The sequence below is a fragment of the Stenotrophomonas sp. YJH_SMC_14-1 genome (assembly GCF_059372275.1).
On the sequence record NZ_JCAFVK010000004.1, the window covers coordinates 111,402 to 126,184 of the forward strand.

The 14,783-nt window shown below is 65.4% G+C and carries 15 protein-coding genes and 1 pseudogene; 3 read left to right on the forward strand and 13 right to left on the reverse strand.

Annotated elements, in window-relative coordinates; genetic code table 11:
* From AC5P9P_RS12135 to AC5P9P_RS12165, 7 genes are all read right to left on the reverse strand, one after another.
* The gene (locus tag AC5P9P_RS12135; protein ID WP_111150525.1) at window positions 1-675 is read right to left on the reverse strand and encodes a response regulator transcription factor; all 675 of its coding nucleotides are present in this window, start codon (window positions 673-675) and stop codon (window positions 1-3) included.
* 24 nt (window positions 676-699) lie between these two features.
* Window positions 700-1,362, reverse strand: coding sequence for a tetratricopeptide repeat protein (locus AC5P9P_RS12140; RefSeq protein WP_309250522.1), 663 nt, complete (start codon window positions 1,360-1,362; stop codon window positions 700-702).
* Window positions 1,343-2,203, reverse strand: coding sequence for an SDR family oxidoreductase (locus tag AC5P9P_RS12145; RefSeq protein ID WP_495232809.1), 861 nt, complete (start codon window positions 2,201-2,203; stop codon window positions 1,343-1,345). Before AC5P9P_RS12145 ends, AC5P9P_RS12140 begins: the two co-directional genes overlap by 20 nt.
* Entirely contained in the window at window positions 2,203-2,877 is a 675-nt protein-coding gene (locus tag AC5P9P_RS12150; RefSeq protein ID WP_111188313.1) for an iron-containing redox enzyme family protein, read from the reverse strand. Before AC5P9P_RS12150 ends, AC5P9P_RS12145 begins: the two co-directional genes overlap by 1 nt.
* Entirely contained in the window at window positions 2,874-4,364 is a 1,491-nt protein-coding gene (locus AC5P9P_RS12155; RefSeq protein WP_495232810.1) for an AMP-binding protein, read from the reverse strand. Before AC5P9P_RS12155 ends, AC5P9P_RS12150 begins: the two co-directional genes overlap by 4 nt.
* The gene (locus AC5P9P_RS12160) at window positions 4,361-5,020 is read right to left on the reverse strand and encodes a thermostable hemolysin (RefSeq protein ID WP_495232811.1); all 660 of its coding nucleotides are present in this window, start codon (window positions 5,018-5,020) and stop codon (window positions 4,361-4,363) included. The genes AC5P9P_RS12155 and AC5P9P_RS12160 overlap by 4 nt, the downstream gene beginning before the upstream one ends.
* Window positions 5,021-5,134: 114 nt before the next feature.
* Window positions 5,135-5,803 (reverse strand): hypothetical protein, encoded by a 669-nt coding sequence (locus AC5P9P_RS12165; protein ID WP_111108962.1) that lies wholly within the window; start codon window positions 5,801-5,803, stop codon window positions 5,135-5,137.
* Window positions 5,804-6,789: 986 nt separating this feature from the next.
* On the opposite strand from AC5P9P_RS12165, the pseudogene AC5P9P_RS12170 reads away from it, so the two are divergent.
* Window positions 6,790-7,086, forward strand: a pseudogene (locus AC5P9P_RS12170) (hypothetical protein); the annotation flags it as partial.
* Window positions 7,087-7,147: 61 nt separating this feature from the next.
* On the opposite strand, the gene AC5P9P_RS12175 reads toward AC5P9P_RS12170, so the two are convergent.
* Window positions 7,148-7,672 carry a transporter gene (locus tag AC5P9P_RS12175; protein ID WP_495232812.1) on the reverse strand — a complete coding sequence of 175 codons (525 nt, stop codon included), beginning with the start codon at window positions 7,670-7,672 and terminating at the stop codon, window positions 7,148-7,150.
* 590 nt (window positions 7,673-8,262) lie between these two features.
* Between AC5P9P_RS12175 and AC5P9P_RS12180 the strand changes: the two genes are divergently transcribed.
* On the forward strand, window positions 8,263-8,619 hold the full coding sequence (locus tag AC5P9P_RS12180) for a hypothetical protein (protein ID WP_072167034.1): 357 nt from the start codon (window positions 8,263-8,265) through the stop codon (window positions 8,617-8,619).
* A complete protein-coding gene (locus AC5P9P_RS12185) occupies window positions 8,620-9,090 on the forward strand; it encodes a hypothetical protein (RefSeq protein ID WP_495232813.1) in 471 nt (156 codons plus the stop codon).
* Window positions 9,091-9,194: 104 nt separating this feature from the next.
* On the opposite strand, the gene AC5P9P_RS12190 is transcribed toward AC5P9P_RS12185, so the two are convergent.
* The 5 genes from AC5P9P_RS12190 to paoA are packed head-to-tail and all read right to left on the reverse strand — an operon-like array spanning window position 9,195 to window position 14,666.
* Window positions 9,195-9,821 carry a nucleotidyltransferase family protein gene (locus AC5P9P_RS12190; RefSeq protein ID WP_495232814.1) on the reverse strand — a complete coding sequence of 209 codons (627 nt, stop codon included), beginning with the start codon at window positions 9,819-9,821 and terminating at the stop codon, window positions 9,195-9,197.
* On the reverse strand, window positions 9,797-10,858 hold the full coding sequence (locus AC5P9P_RS12195) for an XdhC family protein (RefSeq protein WP_495232815.1): 1,062 nt from the start codon (window positions 10,856-10,858) through the stop codon (window positions 9,797-9,799). The genes AC5P9P_RS12190 and AC5P9P_RS12195 overlap by 25 nt, the downstream gene beginning before the upstream one ends.
* A 9-nt stretch (window positions 10,859-10,867) precedes the next feature.
* Window positions 10,868-13,072, reverse strand: coding sequence for an aldehyde oxidoreductase molybdenum-binding subunit PaoC (paoC, locus tag AC5P9P_RS12200; protein ID WP_495232848.1), 2,205 nt, complete (start codon window positions 13,070-13,072; stop codon window positions 10,868-10,870).
* A complete protein-coding gene (locus tag AC5P9P_RS12205; RefSeq protein ID WP_414497623.1) occupies window positions 13,072-14,022 on the reverse strand; it encodes an FAD binding domain-containing protein in 951 nt (316 codons plus the stop codon). Before AC5P9P_RS12205 ends, paoC begins: the two co-directional genes overlap by 1 nt.
* Entirely contained in the window at window positions 14,019-14,666 is a 648-nt protein-coding gene (paoA, locus tag AC5P9P_RS12210) for an aldehyde dehydrogenase iron-sulfur subunit PaoA (RefSeq protein ID WP_014647154.1), read from the reverse strand. The genes AC5P9P_RS12205 and paoA overlap by 4 nt, the downstream gene beginning before the upstream one ends.
* Window positions 14,667-14,783 lie beyond the last annotated feature (117 nt).

Genomic DNA, 14,783 nt, shown 5'->3' on the forward strand with positions numbered 1-14,783 from the left:
TCATGCATCCGTCTCCGGCGACTGCCCCAGCGCATACCCGATGCCCCGCACGGTACGCACGATCGCAGGGTCGACCTTGCGCCGCAGCTGATGCACATGAACATCCACTGCGTTGCTGGCGACGTCCTCATCCCAGCCGTAGAGGTGCTTCTGGATCGTTTCTCGCGCCATTGGCCGCCCGTTCTGCTCCATCAACAATCTCAGCAGCGAGAACTCGCGGCGGGTCAGATCCAGCGTACGTCCTTTCCATCGCGCCTCCAGCGTCGCCGGATCAAGATGGAGGTCACCGGCGTCCAGCGTGGGATGCGAACGTCCGCTGCTGCGCCTGACGAGCGCGCGGACGCGCGCCAGCAGCTCGGCGGTATCGAAGGGCTTCCCGAGGTAGTCATCTGCTCCAACGTCCAGCCCGAGCGTGCGGTCGGCCGGGCGTTCACGGGCACTGAGGACCAGAATCGGCACCGGGTTTGCCGCCGCGCGAAGGCGGCGGATCACTTCGATGCCGTCTACCCGTGGCAGCCCCAGATCGAGCACCACCAGATCAAAATCCCCATCCTGCGCAGCCAGGAGCGCGGCCGTGCCGTCTTCCACCCAGTCCACGGCGAAGGCGCCCCGTCGAAGTGCGGTCCGGATGCCTTCACCCAGGGAGCGGTCGTCTTCGACGAGGAGGATGCGCATGAGGGCAGTGTCCAGTCGCGGACTTCACTTTGCAAGATGGCCCATCACATCGTGCAGCTTGGCCTCGATCTCATGCCGGCGGCCGGCGTCGGCCACATCCCGTCCTGGCCGGGCCGGTGCTGCCAGTGCCTTCTGCAGCGCCGCCTGCGCTGGGCCCCACTCCTTCTGATCGCGCAGGAAATCGCCGTAGAAATAGTTGGCATCGATACCATTGGGGTCGATATCCAGCCCCTTCTTCAGCATCTGCCGCGCCTGATCGTCATCGCCGAAGCCCAGCGGCCAGCCCGGCACCTGGTAGTAGAGCGCGCCCAGACTGGTATACGCCGCGCCATCCAGGGCCCGGGGATCCAGTTTCAGCGCGGCCTCGAAATCGGCGCGGGCCTGCTTGACCAGGCTGAGTGCGCCCATGCCACCTTTCTCGCCCGCAAGGCTGGACAGCACGATGCCCTCCCAGATCAGCGCACCGGCATCCCTGGGGGCCGCTTGCCGGGCTTGTGCGGCCTGCTTGGATAGGGCCATGAACGCCGCCTCGCGCTGCGGCTTGGGCGTCTGGTAGTTGATCTGCGCCCAGCGGTCACGGATCTGCGTCACCGGCACTGATGGTTCAGCAGCCACAGCGACCCCGACCAATACGGCGGCGGCAATAAGAATGAGATAGAACATGGTCTTACCCTGCGTGCGCTTCATGGGAGGTGTCCTTGCTGGGAGGGGATGCGGAAGAACTCGCTGCGGTGGTGCCACTGCTGGCATGGCGCCTGACGATGGGCAACTGCTTGCGGAGGCTACGGTCCACCAGCTCTGGCAGCAGGCCGTTCAACCGGGCGAACAGCCGCTCTGGCCAGCCAAGCTGCAAGCGCGGATTGCCAGAGCGCAGTGCTTGCAACAAGGCCGATGCGACCTTCTCGGCTGAATCGTGGGACACGCCCAGTTCCGCGTTCATGGCGTCCACGGCGGCGCTGTTGAAATCGGTGCGGGTGGCGCGTGGTGACAGGTACTGGAACTTGACTGTACTGGCGGCATACTCGCGGCCCAGTCCTTCGACCAGGCCGCGCAATCCGAACTTGCTGGCGCTGTATGCGGCAAAACCCGGGAAGGCCAGGCTGCCGAACGTTGAGCCGAGAACGGCCACGCTGGCCTGCGGCTGCCGCTCCAACACGGGCAGCAGCGCATGGATCAGCAGCATGGAGCCGAACAGGTTGGCCTGCATCAGCTGTTCCAATGCCTGTTCGGTCTGCGCGCCGAACAATCCGAAGGCAGCGCTGGCATGGCCGACGACAAGCACCGAAGGCGGCCTGGGTAGCGCATCCACTTTCGCCAGCAACGCGCTACGGCCCGCCCCCGCGCCGATATCGGCAACCACCGGGATGACAGCCCCTTCCGGCAACGCGTCGCTCAGCGCCTGCAGCCGATCGTGGTCCCGCCCCACCGCCACGACCTGCGCGCCCTCGCCCACCAGGCCTCCGCAGAGCAACCTTCCGATGCCGCCGCTGGCTCCGGTCAGAACGACCGTACGTCCACGCAGGTCCATCAGGCCGCCTCCGCCATACGCGCGCCGCCACTGCGCAGGGTGCGGAAGATATCGCCGTACAGCACGTAGAAGCGGCGTGCCGCGTGGATAACGGCCTGCTGGTCGCCGGGATCATCCAGCCTGTCCATCAGCGATTTGAAGAAGCTGACATGCTCGATATCCAGATCGCCATGCGAAAGCAGATAGCTGAAGGCGTTGCGCGGAAGATCCAACGAGGCCTGCAGGGTGTTTGCAGCCTGCGTCGCCAGCGCCACACTGGTGCCCTCCAGCACCAGCACCATTCCAAAGAAGCCCACCGGGTTGCTTCGCTGGATGGTGTCGTAGGCGTAGCTGACCATGAGTTCGGTGGCTAGTGCGGGTTCGGATGCCGCAGCAGTAGACCGATCACCACCGGCAGCTGCAATATCGTCCAGTACCCATTCCTGGTGGCCCATCTCTTCTTCGATGTACTCACCGATCGCGGTCCGCAGCCATTCCAGGCGCGCAGGCAGGCGCGAGCCACAGGCCATCAGCAGCGGTACCGTGTGGCGCACGTGGTGGTACGCCTGCTGCAGGAACGCCAGATAGTCGTCGCGGTCGATGCGGCCCGCCAGTGCATCGCCGATGATGGGAATCTCCAGCAGCGACTGGCGCTCGCTGGCGGTCTGGGCAAGAAGGTGATCGTGGAAGCTCATGCAGGGTCTCCGATGGTGCTGAACGCAGGGCGCCGGTAGGCGGCGTCGATCTCTGCCTGGTAGTGGGCGAGGATGGCCTCGCGACGAATGCGACCATTGGCGGTCAACAGGCCGGCGTTCGCACTGAATGGCGCGACGGTGACGTAGCGCGCGATGCGCGCGTAGTCGGGCAGGCCGGCGTTGATGGTGGACAGCGCCGCATCGAGCGCGCCGGAGCCCTGCTGCGCGATGCGCGGAACCAGCAATGCCAGGTTGTCGGCCTGCCCTTCCCCCCAGACCAGGGCCTGCGCGATGGCCGGGTGCGAAAGCAGTTCGCTCTCCACCCATTCGGGCGACACGTTGCGGCCAAATGCAGTGATGAAGACGTTCTTGCGCCGCCCGGTCACATGCACGAAGCCGTCGGCATCGATGTGTCCCAGATCACCGGTCTGGATCGGCCCCTCCGGCAGCGACTCGTCGCCCATATAACCCAGTGCACGCGCACCGGACACCACGATTTCTCCGTCCACGATCTGCACCCTCACGTGTGGAAGGGGCCGCCCCACCGTGCCATCGCGCTGGGCACCAGGACGATTCAGGCACACCACCGACCCACACTCGGTCAGGCCGTAGCCTTCGAACACCGGCAACCCCAGGTGCCGTGCCCGCGACAGAAGACCGGGAGAAACCCGGCCTCCCCCAACGGCCAGGTATCGCAGTGATGCTGGCAGTTCAGCGCCCTGCTCTGCCGCCATGACCAGGGCCAGAAGCAGTTGGGGCACGAGGATGATGCTCTCGGGGCGGTAACGATTGAGGCAACTCAGCAGCACCGGCATATCCAGCCCTGCTGCGCCGGTGTAACCGATCTCCTGCAGGGACGGCAGCGCGATCTCGGCGCCCGACAACAACGCCGCATACAATCCCGCGACGTTCTCCAGGAGCGTCGACAGCGGCATCAGGCACAGATGTCGGCGTGGTGCGATGTCACCTGCGGCACCTGCCAATGACGCGGCGGTGGCCATCAACGTTCCGGCAGAGAGGCATACGCCGCGCGGGCGCCCTGTGCTGCCCGAGGTGTAGGTCACGCAGGCCGTGCCAAGCGGCAGCGTACTGCCAGCAGGAGCGTCCAGGCCTAAGCCGCGCGCACTCAGTGTCGGCAACGCCATTGGTGCGGCCGTGATCCCGCACGGCGGCGGCGCGCCCTCCGCCAGCACCAGCAGCTGGGCACCGCTGGTCTGCAGTGCGTGCTGCACTTGTTCATCCGAGAAGAAGGTGGGCAACGGTACGTGCACCACTTCGGCAATGCGAAGGGCCAGGTCGAGCACCAGCCAATCGGGGCCGTTGTCCAGGCGACTGGCAACGCAGGTGATACCTGTCCGCTGCAGCCACTGTGTCAGTTCCAGTACGCGAGAGCGCAGCTCGGACGCACTCAGCGTCTCCTGAGCGGTCAGTACTGGCTGGCTATGCTGCTGCAGCAGGCGCAGGACGTGCTGTGCATCAACACTCATCCGGCCACCCCCACGGAACTGGCTGCATCCATTGGGCCTATCGAGCAGGCCTTTCCGCCAAGAAAGGCGATGCCTTCGCGGATATCGCCGCACATCACGCGCGGTTGCGATTCATAGTAGCGGCCCCAGTCGCCCGCGCTGTCGCCCATGCACTCGGCACGCGCGGGCATAAGTTCGATCGGGGCCAGATGCAGACGGACGAACGCATTGCGCAACTGTTGGGTCGCCACGAACATCACCCAATCAACATCGGCGGCGCGCAGGACCCAGGCCAGCTGCACGATCAGCTCGCGTGCGATGCCCGCCGTCGTGGCCGCAAAGTGGCCCACCTCGGCGATCTGTGCCCGCCGGGGCGCACTGGGAAGGTGCTGCGCCAGCACGGCCTCGACGGGCGCATCCAGATAGTGCTCCACAAACAGCGGGCCACTATCTGCGTGTCGAAGCCCGACTGCCGCGACCAGTGCTCCCTGCGTATCTCGGTAGGCCAGCAACTGTGGCATGAAGTCGCGGACCTCGGCATCGAAGCGCTGACGATAGGTGTCGGCGATGAAGGACTGCACCTGTCCACGCAGCGGATGATCAGGCCCGATGAGGGTTGCTTCGGCAAATCTGCCCGGATGCGGGGCCATGGGAATCGGCGCTGGGATCATGTCCATGGGACAGCATCCTGAAGCGCGCCGATTAAGGCAGAATTAGGCCGTTGTTAGCCGATTGTTAGCCATTTGATCGGATTTCGTTCCCAGGCTCGGTTTCAGTACAGACCTTTTGGACTAGAGAACCAAGGCGAGCGTCAGTGCGACGACCAGTGCCAGTGTCAGCAGAAACGAGCCGAGTACAAAGCCAAATGCTTGGAGTGGCCCGGTGCCGTTCAGTGCTACGAAGGTGCGCGTGCGCGCCCACAAATACCATGCAACTGCCAGCGCTCCGATCCCCACACCCCAGCGATGCGCAATCTCTCCACCTGCAAAGCCAGCTGCCTGCGAAACTGCAAGCAGAATCACAAATGGACACGCAATGAACGCCTGTATGGAAAAAGGCTCCCGCAGCGTGTCGCGGTTGATGGGCAGGCGCTGTCGCCACAGCGTGCTTAGCGCCGCCCCCAGGGCGAAGATGCAGAAGGCAGCCGAACGGGTGAGCAGCAGCCCCTGCTCACTCCCAAACAGCAGCTTGCCTACGGGTCCTGATACCGCGAGGGGGGCGGTGCGCGTAGACATTTCCAATGCGTGCGCCAGCACCACTGACAGAATCAACATCAGCACAGGGCTGATGGCATCGGCGAATCGTTGTTCCGGATCTTTGGAGAACTCTCGGCGCGTGTAGTGCGCTACCTCGCCCGGTTGCACCAGCACCCTCCACAGGGTCCGCGGGTAGAACACCAGCCACCCTACGAGTTCATAGAGGAACTCCTCAAGCGATCGCAGCAGTCTGATGAGATCCATAAGAGCCCCGGGTCAAATGGTTGAAGGTGAGCTTACTCTCCCTGCCGCCCAGGGCCGAATGGAGTTCAGCTGTCGGCCAAACCATTGCGTTAAGCCTTGCTGAGTCGAGTCCCCGCCAGGACATTCGCACCGGCACCAACGGGTGAAGTCAATTTGAGGATTCTTAACAATTTATGCTGTACGCTGGCCGCACTTGGCTCCTCTTGGGCGCGAATCCTTCGCCTCCGTGTCTAGCCCCCGACCGGCACGACACATGACCTATCCAGCTGCTTTTCGGATCCTGAGGATCCGTCCTTTGCTGCGCCTCAACGGAACGATCGAGCGCGTCGAGACGCTTCAGGCCAAGTGCGGCGCATGTGGGGACGAGTCACGCATGTTTCGGGGATGCGGACTTGCCGATGTAGAAGGTGGCGTCGAACTGACTTGCCCAGCCTGTAAGGTGACAGAGACATTGTCTACCGACAGAGCCTGGAACTTCTGGGGGAAGCAGATGAAAAGAGACAGGATCTTGGCGCTGGCGGGGCTGACGCCCGAAGATCTAGATTTGACCTAGATCCTGAATCACCGCCTGGTTCTCGCGCAGAACAGTCGCCAAAAGTCGGCCGCCGGCCACCTTGCGTCCTACTTGCCCATTGAGCCAGGCCGCTTGAATCTTGCCAGATGCCAGTACATCGGCAGGATCAAAGCTATCCGGTCTGCCAACCAAGGGCTCTCCAGGGGACGCCAATCCGCCGTCAAGTGGCTGGACTATCGCTGGTCGGTCGTTGCCGCTCTTGGCATAAGCGGTGGCCATCATTCGGCTATGTTGGGGCGACCAGCCGCCGACCAAGATCTCAGAGCCAAGCTGGCCGATGGGAAGACCAGCCGCCGCAGCCGCTTCTTCATCTGCCAGAGGAAGAGGCTGGGCCTACAGGTGGTCGGTCCTATCCATCTTTGATAGGCACCTTATTGTTGCTGGCACACAGCAAACCAACTAGATCGACCTCCATCCCGATGTGCGCCGCAAGCCGGAACAGACCCTGCTGTACGCGCAGGCATTGGCAACCGCCCAAGCCCCCGGCGCCCGCGCCGCGTTCGAGCGCGCCGTGGAATGCGGGAACGATGCGGCCGCTCGCTGCCTCTACGCCGAATGGCTGATGGCGCAGCCGCAACCGGACGATCGCGAGCAAGCCCGCAGCCTGTTCGCCAGCATCATCGATGATGCGCAGCACTGGTCGCGCCACGCGCGCAGCCACAATGCCGCTTGGCTGGAGCGAACCAAGGCTGCGTTGCGAGGTTACTGACGACCCGGCAGCAGATGGCAGGCTCGAACACCGGGGCTTCAAGGGAACTATCGCCACGGAACTAGCGAGGGCCCGGCTTGGGGAAGAGCAGCTTGGGGGTTCCGATAAACAGCAGCCATGCACCCAGGGCCGCTCCGTAGGCGAGCACCGTTCCCACAAGGAATGTGCCGAAGAGGCTGCCGGTGAACAGCTGATACAGCCCTTTGCCGCGACCTGCAGCGCTGCCCCCAACAGTCAGCACGATGACCGGCAGCATGATCATTCCGCTGCAGAGGATCAGGGAGAACGCGCCCAGCAACCAGCGCTTGAGTGGCGGGTTCCATGGCATGGGGTAGCCTGCGAGCAGTCGCCTCATCCAAAGAAACAGTACTGGAAAGGCGATCAGGTACATCAATGCCACATACAACCAGGTTCGAGCATCAGCGCTGCCCGCCTCGAAGATGGCTCGCGGGTATACCCCTGTGCGATAGAGCGTTTCTGCGCTTGCCGCCAGCGCCGCGCTAATGATCATCGCAGGCTTGAACAGGCGCGACACCTTGCCCCATTGCGCGTTGCGTAGTTGCTGTCCGTCAGTCATGCCAGACATGAAAACCTTCTTGGGCGGATGTGTCCATGAGGTGCCAAGGGGCATTGTGCTGATGATCCGCCCCGCCACATGGTGACATGCAGCGCCTTGCTTCGCAGATTTCACGCATTAACGTGACGCGTCACACGCAATCGGCAGCGCATTGCTGGACAGGCCTGTCGCATTCGCCTTGCTCACAGCCTCGCCGGGCGGATGCCGACACTCGCTAGGCTTGCACCACCGACATCGCCGATAGCATTGCAGCGCAACGCTCCAGCCTCATTGCGCCGTATGCAACGATTCTGAAAATGTTGAAAGTGGTGTCGGCATCGGCCTTACTGCATTGGCATCGCGCACAACCGGGCGTATTCCTTGCCGTGCCACCTTGAACAGGTGGCCGGGATTCGAAACCCCGGTTCTACGCTGAAGTAAACGCTTGCCAGCCGGCATCACCCATCAGGTGGTGCCGGCTGGCAATCCGTCGGCCGGCTATGGCGGGCGGTGCGTGGAGGCCTTGCGCCTGCCGGTTCAGCGTAGACCGGGTTTCGAACCACGCATCGTCCGCCACCTTTATCGGTGGCGGCTTCTGCATGCACGCAAGGAGCCCCGCCATGACCCAGCCCCACTCCCCTGCCCCGCACCCGATCCACGACGCGCCTGCGAATGGCCCGGCGCTGGACCCGAACACCCTCATCGCCCTGCTGCACAGCATCGGCTCAGGCGTCGCCTCCGATGGCCAGCCGTGGCCTGAACGCCATCAGATGCCCGGTCGACGCATCGCCTTGGCGGACACCGACTGCTCCTTGGCCGGCCTTCGCGTGGTGCTGGAGATTCTGCTGGCCGCGCAGCGCGCCCGCGAAAATGGCGAGCTGGAGCAGTACGTTGGCCCGCGCGTGATGGAGGGGCTGATCATGGCCGGAATCGGCCTTACCGCACACGCCAGTACCCGACTGCATCCGGAGGGCTGAGTGGCCTGGTGGCGCTGGGCGGCCACCGCGCTCTGTCTTGTGGTGGTGGTTGCGGTACAGACGCAGTGGCTGGCACCGCCCAAGCCCTCGCCTATCGGCTTCCACAGCATCCCCGGCGATCGCTTTCTGCAGTTGCGCCGCCAAGCCATGCAGTTCGTGGAGGCTCGGCCACGACAGGGCTTCCAGTTCGTTGAGCGGCATCGAGATGCCGCGTTCCAGGTTCATTGCCGAGGAATACCCGTGCTGTGGATGGAGAGGCGCTCGCAACATCTGCTGTTGTGGGCCTCACTGGACGCGAAGCGGCGGGCGCCCGCCGTTGTGCAGTTGCGGGCGCTCCTCCAATGGCAGTTGGAGCCGTTGGATTACCTGGAGCAGGTACTGGCTGGCGTGCCGGAACCTGTTCTGTTGGATCGGGTGCTGAAGATTCTTGCCAGTGATGTGCCTGATGGGGCGCGATGTGGCGTGCCGTAGTCGAGCATGGCTCGACTCTACAGGGCTGCGGGCAGCGAGGGTTCGGGCTCCGGCCCTGCCGCTCGTCACCTGCGCGACAGGGATTGGCCCAGTGATCATGCGAGTCACCTCCCGGCATCGATCCAGCCCGCATCGCGCGCACGCGCAAGATCTTCTGGCGTATCGATATCCAGGCCCAGTTCCGGTGCCTGTAGGACATGCACCGTATCGACAGGAAGTTGCCTCAAGCGCGCTCCGAAGCCGCGGTCGCCGCTTGCACCCACCTGATTGAACCATGCACGCGGCACTACTGCAGGAATGCCAAGCGCGTCTCCATGACGGGTACCCGCGCACCCTGACGCCGAGGCGCGGGCACCCGAAAGCAGCGCCTGCAGATGGGAGCGCTCGATTGCGGGCTGGTCGCATGCCACGACCATCACCGCGGTCACGGTGGGCAGCAGGTGTGCGCCGGCAACCTGCAGACTGCTCGCCAGGCCGCGTTCCCAGTGGTGGTTGGTTACCGGGGTGGCATCCAGCCCGGCAATGCTGGATGTCACGGCCTGTGCGTTCGCGCCCACCACGACCAGCACCTGCGCTGGCACGAGCTCCCGCGCCAACCGCACCACGCGATGTACCAGGGTCTCGCCCTGCCGGGTCAGAAGCTGCTTGGGCTGGCCAAGTCGGGTGCTCCCGCCGGCAGCCAGCACGACGACCGCATGCGCGTCAGTCACCTGCCGTGCGCGCTTCGCCATTGCTGCAGCTGCGCGGCGATGCTGAGCGAAATCGCCTCTGGCCCTCGGCCGCCGATGTCCAGGCCGACCGGTGATCGAAGTCTCGGGGACAGGCGGTGGCGCTGATCCGATGTCAGCAGCTTGAACAGGTCCTCGCGCCTTCGCCGCGGACCCAGCAGTCCAATGAACGCGATGTTGGTATCGGCGAGGGCCACCAGCGCCTCCCGGTCCAGTTCGAAATCGTGATGCATCACCAGTGCCGCCTCGCACGAGTCGCCATGAAGGGCCTCGGCCGGGCTGGTCTGAAGATGCGCATCCGCGCACTGCCCGGCCGAGGCCCAGCGCGCTCGTCGTTCGGCCACGCTGACCCGCCACCCCAGGCCCCGCAGCAACGGAACCAGGAAGGGCGTTTCGGGGCCGCCCCCCAACACCAGGGCCCGCGGAAGCCGGGGCAACGGCAAACGCCACGCACCCTCGCCAAAGGGCTGCGTACCATCCATCGGATGCAGCTGCCACGCCTGCCCGCGATGGCCGGCACGGAAAACGACCTGCCCCGACGTACGAAGGTCGCGCTGGAGTGACACACCCTCGCGCAACCAAGCCTCGATCACGGCGTCGATGCCGGCCATGGCTCGCAATGGCAGGAGCGCAATCCGCAGCCGGCCGCGGCAGCCGAGCGCGGACCCACTCAACAGGTCGTCGTCACTGCGGGTGTCGATCTCGATCCAGTCGACCCGCCCTGCCGCGCTCACCTGCTCCGCGCGTCGCGCGAGCTCGGGCTCCAGGCATCCGCCGCTCAGCCAGCCGACCTGGCTGCCGTTGCAGAACAGCACCATGTCGCCGGCACCGGCGTAAGTGGAGCCATCGGTTTCCAGCACCAGCGCGAGCACGGCGTGCTCACCTGCGCGCACGCGCGTCAAGGCCGTCTCGAGGACGCCGCGCGGGCTGCCTTCGGTGAGGAAGCCCGGCGGTGCGGACAGGTCCTCGGCAAGATCGCCGGGCTCCCCTCCGCCCGCGACGGAGGCCTCCAGAGTGGTCGAGGCTGCGGGACGGTCCATGCGCAAGGGTCAGCCCACGTCGGGCAAGCCGGGCAGCAGCTTGTCCAGGGTAATGGGATAGCTGCGCACGCGCACGCCGGTTGCGTTGTAGATCGCATTGGCGATCGCGGCGCCAACCCCGCAGATGCCCAGTTCACCCACACCCTTGGCCTTCATCGGCGAGATCACCGGATCCAGCGTGTCGAGGAAGACCACTTCCTGGTACGGGATGTCGGCATGCACGGGAACCTCGTAGCCGGCCAGGTCGTGGTTGATGAACAAGCCAAGCCGTTTGTCGACCACCAGCTCCTCCATGAGGGTCGCGCCCGCACCCATCACCATCCCGCCGATGACCTGGCTGCGTGCGGAGAGCGGATTAAGGATCCGGCCGCCATCGCATACGGCAAGCATGCGGCGTATGCGCGTCTCTCCAGTGTAAGCATGCACGGCGACCTCGCAGAAATGCCCTGCGTAGGTGCCGACGTCGTAGCCTTGTTTGAAGTCGCCGAAGGCAATGCCGTCCTCCGCCGACAGTGTGCCCGCCTCCGCCAGCTTGATCGTCCGCCCACCCGCCTGGATGCGGCCATTGGCGAAGTCTGCGGTGTCGCCGTCGAAGCCCAGTTTCTCGCCCACCTTGCGGCGCAGGCTGACGCACGCCGCGTACACGCCTGCGGTGGAGCTTGCCGCGCCCCACTGGCCGCCGGAACCGGCGGAGGCGGGATGGCGGGAGTCGCCGAGGGTCACCTGGACCCGCTCCAGCGGCACGCCCATGGTCTCGGCTGCCGTCTGCGCGATGATCGTGTAGGAGCCGGTGCCGATGTCGGTCATGTCGGTCTCCACAATCACCCCGCCCTGGCCGTCAAGCCGGACCCGCGCCGCCGACTTCATCGTCGGTGCGCCGCGATAGCCCGCAGACACGCCCATGCCGACCAGCCAGTCCCCTTCCCTGACCTGCGCCGGCCTGGGGTTGCGCCTGTTCCAGTTGAAGCGCTCCGCGCCTTCGCGCAGGCAGCGCACCAGGTTGCGGTCGGAGAACTTCTTGGACGGATCGCCGGGTACCACCTCGGGCTCGTTGAGGATGCGGAACGCGATCGGGTCGAGACCCAGCTTCTCGGCCATTTCGTCCATCGCCACTTCCAGCGCCATGTGGCCCGGTGCTTCGCCCGGTGCGCGCATCGCATTGCCTTCGGGCATGTCGAGCGTGGCGATGTAGTTGGCCACCAGGCGGTTGGCGCCCGCATAGAGCTTGGGCGTCTGCAGGGTGCCGTTTTCGCCGTCCTCGCCATTGATGTTGCCCGACCAGTTCTCATGGGCGATGGCGGAGATCCGGCCATCCTTTCCGCAGCCGATCCGCACGCGCTGGAGGGTGGCGTGCCGGTGGGTGGTGTTGTTGGGCATCAACGGGCGTTGCAGCGCGATCTTCACCGGCCGCCCGATCTGCTTGGCCGCCAACGCGGCCAGCACTGCGTCGGCACGGATGAACAGCTTGCCGCCGAAGCCGCCGCCGATATAGGGCGAGTCCACGCGCACCTTGCCAGGATCGATGCCGAGGATCGCCGCCATGCCCTGCCTGGCCCAGTCGATCATCTGGTTCGCCGTCCACAGCGTGAGCGTGTCACCCTCCCAGGCGGCGATGGTGGCGTGCGGCTCCATCATCGAATGACTCTCGTCGGAGGTGTGGTAAGTCTCGTCGAGCTTGACCGCGGCGCTCGCGTAGGCGGTGTCGAAATCGCCCAACGCCTGCCGGTCGGGCTTGCCGTCACGCCCCTTTGCCAGCGGCGCGGACGGTGCCAGGGCCGTGAAATCGAAGCGGCCCTTGCTGCGTTCGTAGCGGGTGCGGATCAGCGCTGCGGCGGCGCGGGCCTGCTCGAAGGTCTCTGCCACCACGCAGGCAATGGCCTGGTGGTAGTGGGCCACTTCGGCTCCGCCGAACAGCGGCGCATTGTTCCAGTTCGATGTGCCGACCGGCTTGGTTTCCGGTGCGGTGATGACCGCCAGTACGCCGGGCGCGGCACGTGCGCGGGAGGCATCCATCGAAATGATTCGCCCCTTGCCGATGCCCGCACCGACGATGTAGCCGTAGGCCTGGTTCGGCGCCACGTCATGGCGCTCGTAGGCATAGGGGGCGGTGCCGGTGGTCTTGCGTGGACCGTCGATGCGCGGCGTCGACTTGCCGACGACCTTGGCCTTGTCGAACAGGTTGTCGCCGGCGGGGGCGTTGAATTCAAGGGGCATCAGCGCTCTCCTTCCGCCAGCACGGCTGCGAGGGTGCGCTCGGCGAGCGCGATCTTGAACGCATTCTCCCGCGTCGGACGGGCACCGGCGAACACCTGCCGGGCCGCGGCCTTTACGCCGTCGCGCAGCAGCGGTTCGGCTGCCTCGACGCGCCACGGCTTCGGCGCGACCCCACCGAAGGAAAACCGCGCCGAGCCGTCAAGCTGCACGACCGCGGCGACCGACACCAGTGCGAACGCATAGGACGCGCGGTCACGTACCTTGTGGTACACGTGCCGACCGCCCAGGGGCTTCGGCAGCGTGACGTGGGTGATCAGCTCACCGCGCTGCAGCACGTTGTCCTGCTGCGGCCTGTCGCCGGGGGAACGATGGAAATCGGCAATCGGGATGCTGCGCGTACTGCCGTCGCCCCTGACGGTCTGGATCGAGGCGTCCAGCACCCGCAGGGCCACCGCCATGTCGCCCGGATAGGTCGCGATGCAGCTGTCCGAGGTGCCGATCACGCCCATCTGCCGGGAGAACCCTTCGAGTGCGCCGCAGCCGGATCCGGGCAGGCGCTTGTTGCAGGGCAGATTGGGGTCGTAGAAATACGGACAGCGCGTGCGCTGCAGCAGGTTGCCGCCGGTGGTGGCTTTGTTGCGCAGCTGCCCGGAGGCGCCTGCCACGATCGCGCGGGTCAGCACCGCGTAGTCGCGGCGCACGCGCTCATGCGAGGCCAGCGCGGTATTGGTGACCAGCGTGCCGATGCGCAGGCCGCCCTCGTCGGTGGGTTCGATCCTGTCCAGGCCGATGTCCTGCACATCGACCAGGTGCGCTGGCGTCTCGACCTCCAGCTTCATCAGGTCGAGCAGGTTGGTCCCTCCGGCCAGAAACTTCGCGCCCTCGGTACCGGCGACAGCCTTGGCGGCCTCGGCCGGGGATTTCGCGCGTTCGTAACTGAAGGCCCTCATGAGCGCCTCCCTGCAGAGGTAACGCCAGCGACCTCTTCCATCGCCTCGGCAATGTTGGAATAGGCCCCGCAACGGCAGAGGTTGCCGCTCATGCGTTCGCGCATTTCCATGTTGGTGGCCCGGGGCCGTGCGCTGACGTCCGCCTGTACATGGCTGGGGACACCCCGCTTGATCTCGTCCAGTACCGCCACCGCCGAGCAGATCTGCCCCGGCGTGCAATACCCGCACTGGTAGCCGTCATGCTTGATGAAGGCGGCCTGCATCGGATGCAGATCATCGGGGGTGCCGAGGCCTTCGATGGTGGTGATGGCATCGCCCTGGTGCTGCACCGCCAGGCTGAGGCAGGCATTGATGCGCTCTCCGTTGACCAGCACGGTACAGGCGCCGCATTGACCGTGGTCGCAGCCCTTTTTCGTTCCAGTCAGCTTCAGATGTTCGCGCAGGGCATCGAGCAGCGTGGTCCGCGTGTCGAGCTCAAGCTCCCGCCGCTTGCCGTTGACGGTCAACGCCACCGTGCTGATGACCGGCGGCCTGGGCGGCGGGGGCGTCGCCAGTTCGGCGGCGAGCGATGACGCCCCCGGTGCGGCGGACATTGCCACGGTCGTGACGCCGCCGGCGATCACCTGGCGACGCGTCAACTTCATTCCTTCATCACAACTTGGCACAGTGACCTCCTGGCGTTCGGGGAAACCCCGTGGCTGGATGGACGCGCTCACACTACCCAAGGGGCACTATGCCCATCTGCGGAGTACAGGTCTGTG

Bases quoted from the DNA above. Each gene is read 5' to 3' on its own strand.
- AC5P9P_RS12135 (WP_111150525.1), bottom strand. From the start codon at position 675: ATGCGCATCCTCCTCGTCGAAGACGACCGCTCCCTGGGTGAAGGCATC.
- AC5P9P_RS12140 (WP_309250522.1), bottom strand. From the start codon at position 1,362: ATGAAGCGCACGCAGGGTAAGACCATGTTCTATCTCATTCTTATTGCC.
- AC5P9P_RS12145 (WP_495232809.1), bottom strand. From the start codon at position 2,203: ATGGACCTGCGTGGACGTACGGTCGTTCTGACCGGAGCCAGCGGCGGC.
- AC5P9P_RS12150 (WP_111188313.1), bottom strand. From the start codon at position 2,877: ATGAGCTTCCACGATCACCTTCTTGCCCAGACCGCCAGCGAGCGCCAG.
- AC5P9P_RS12155 (WP_495232810.1), bottom strand. From the start codon at position 4,364: ATGAGTGTTGATGCACAGCACGTCCTGCGCCTGCTGCAGCAGCATAGC.
- AC5P9P_RS12160 (WP_495232811.1), bottom strand. From the start codon at position 5,020: ATGGACATGATCCCAGCGCCGATTCCCATGGCCCCGCATCCGGGCAGA.
- AC5P9P_RS12165 (WP_111108962.1), bottom strand. From the start codon at position 5,803: ATGGATCTCATCAGACTGCTGCGATCGCTTGAGGAGTTCCTCTATGAA.
- AC5P9P_RS12175 (WP_495232812.1), bottom strand. From the start codon at position 7,672: ATGTCTGGCATGACTGACGGACAGCAACTACGCAACGCGCAATGGGGC.
- AC5P9P_RS12180 (WP_072167034.1), top strand. From the start codon at position 8,263: ATGACCCAGCCCCACTCCCCTGCCCCGCACCCGATCCACGACGCGCCT.
- AC5P9P_RS12190 (WP_495232814.1), bottom strand. From the start codon at position 9,821: ATGGCGAAGCGCGCACGGCAGGTGACTGACGCGCATGCGGTCGTCGTG.
- AC5P9P_RS12195 (WP_495232815.1), bottom strand. From the start codon at position 10,858: ATGGACCGTCCCGCAGCCTCGACCACTCTGGAGGCCTCCGTCGCGGGC.
- paoC (WP_495232848.1), bottom strand. From the start codon at position 13,072: ATGCCCCTTGAATTCAACGCCCCCGCCGGCGACAACCTGTTCGACAAG.
- AC5P9P_RS12205 (WP_414497623.1), bottom strand. From the start codon at position 14,022: ATGAGGGCCTTCAGTTACGAACGCGCGAAATCCCCGGCCGAGGCCGCC.
- paoA (WP_014647154.1), bottom strand. From the start codon at position 14,666: ATGAAGTTGACGCGTCGCCAGGTGATCGCCGGCGGCGTCACGACCGTG.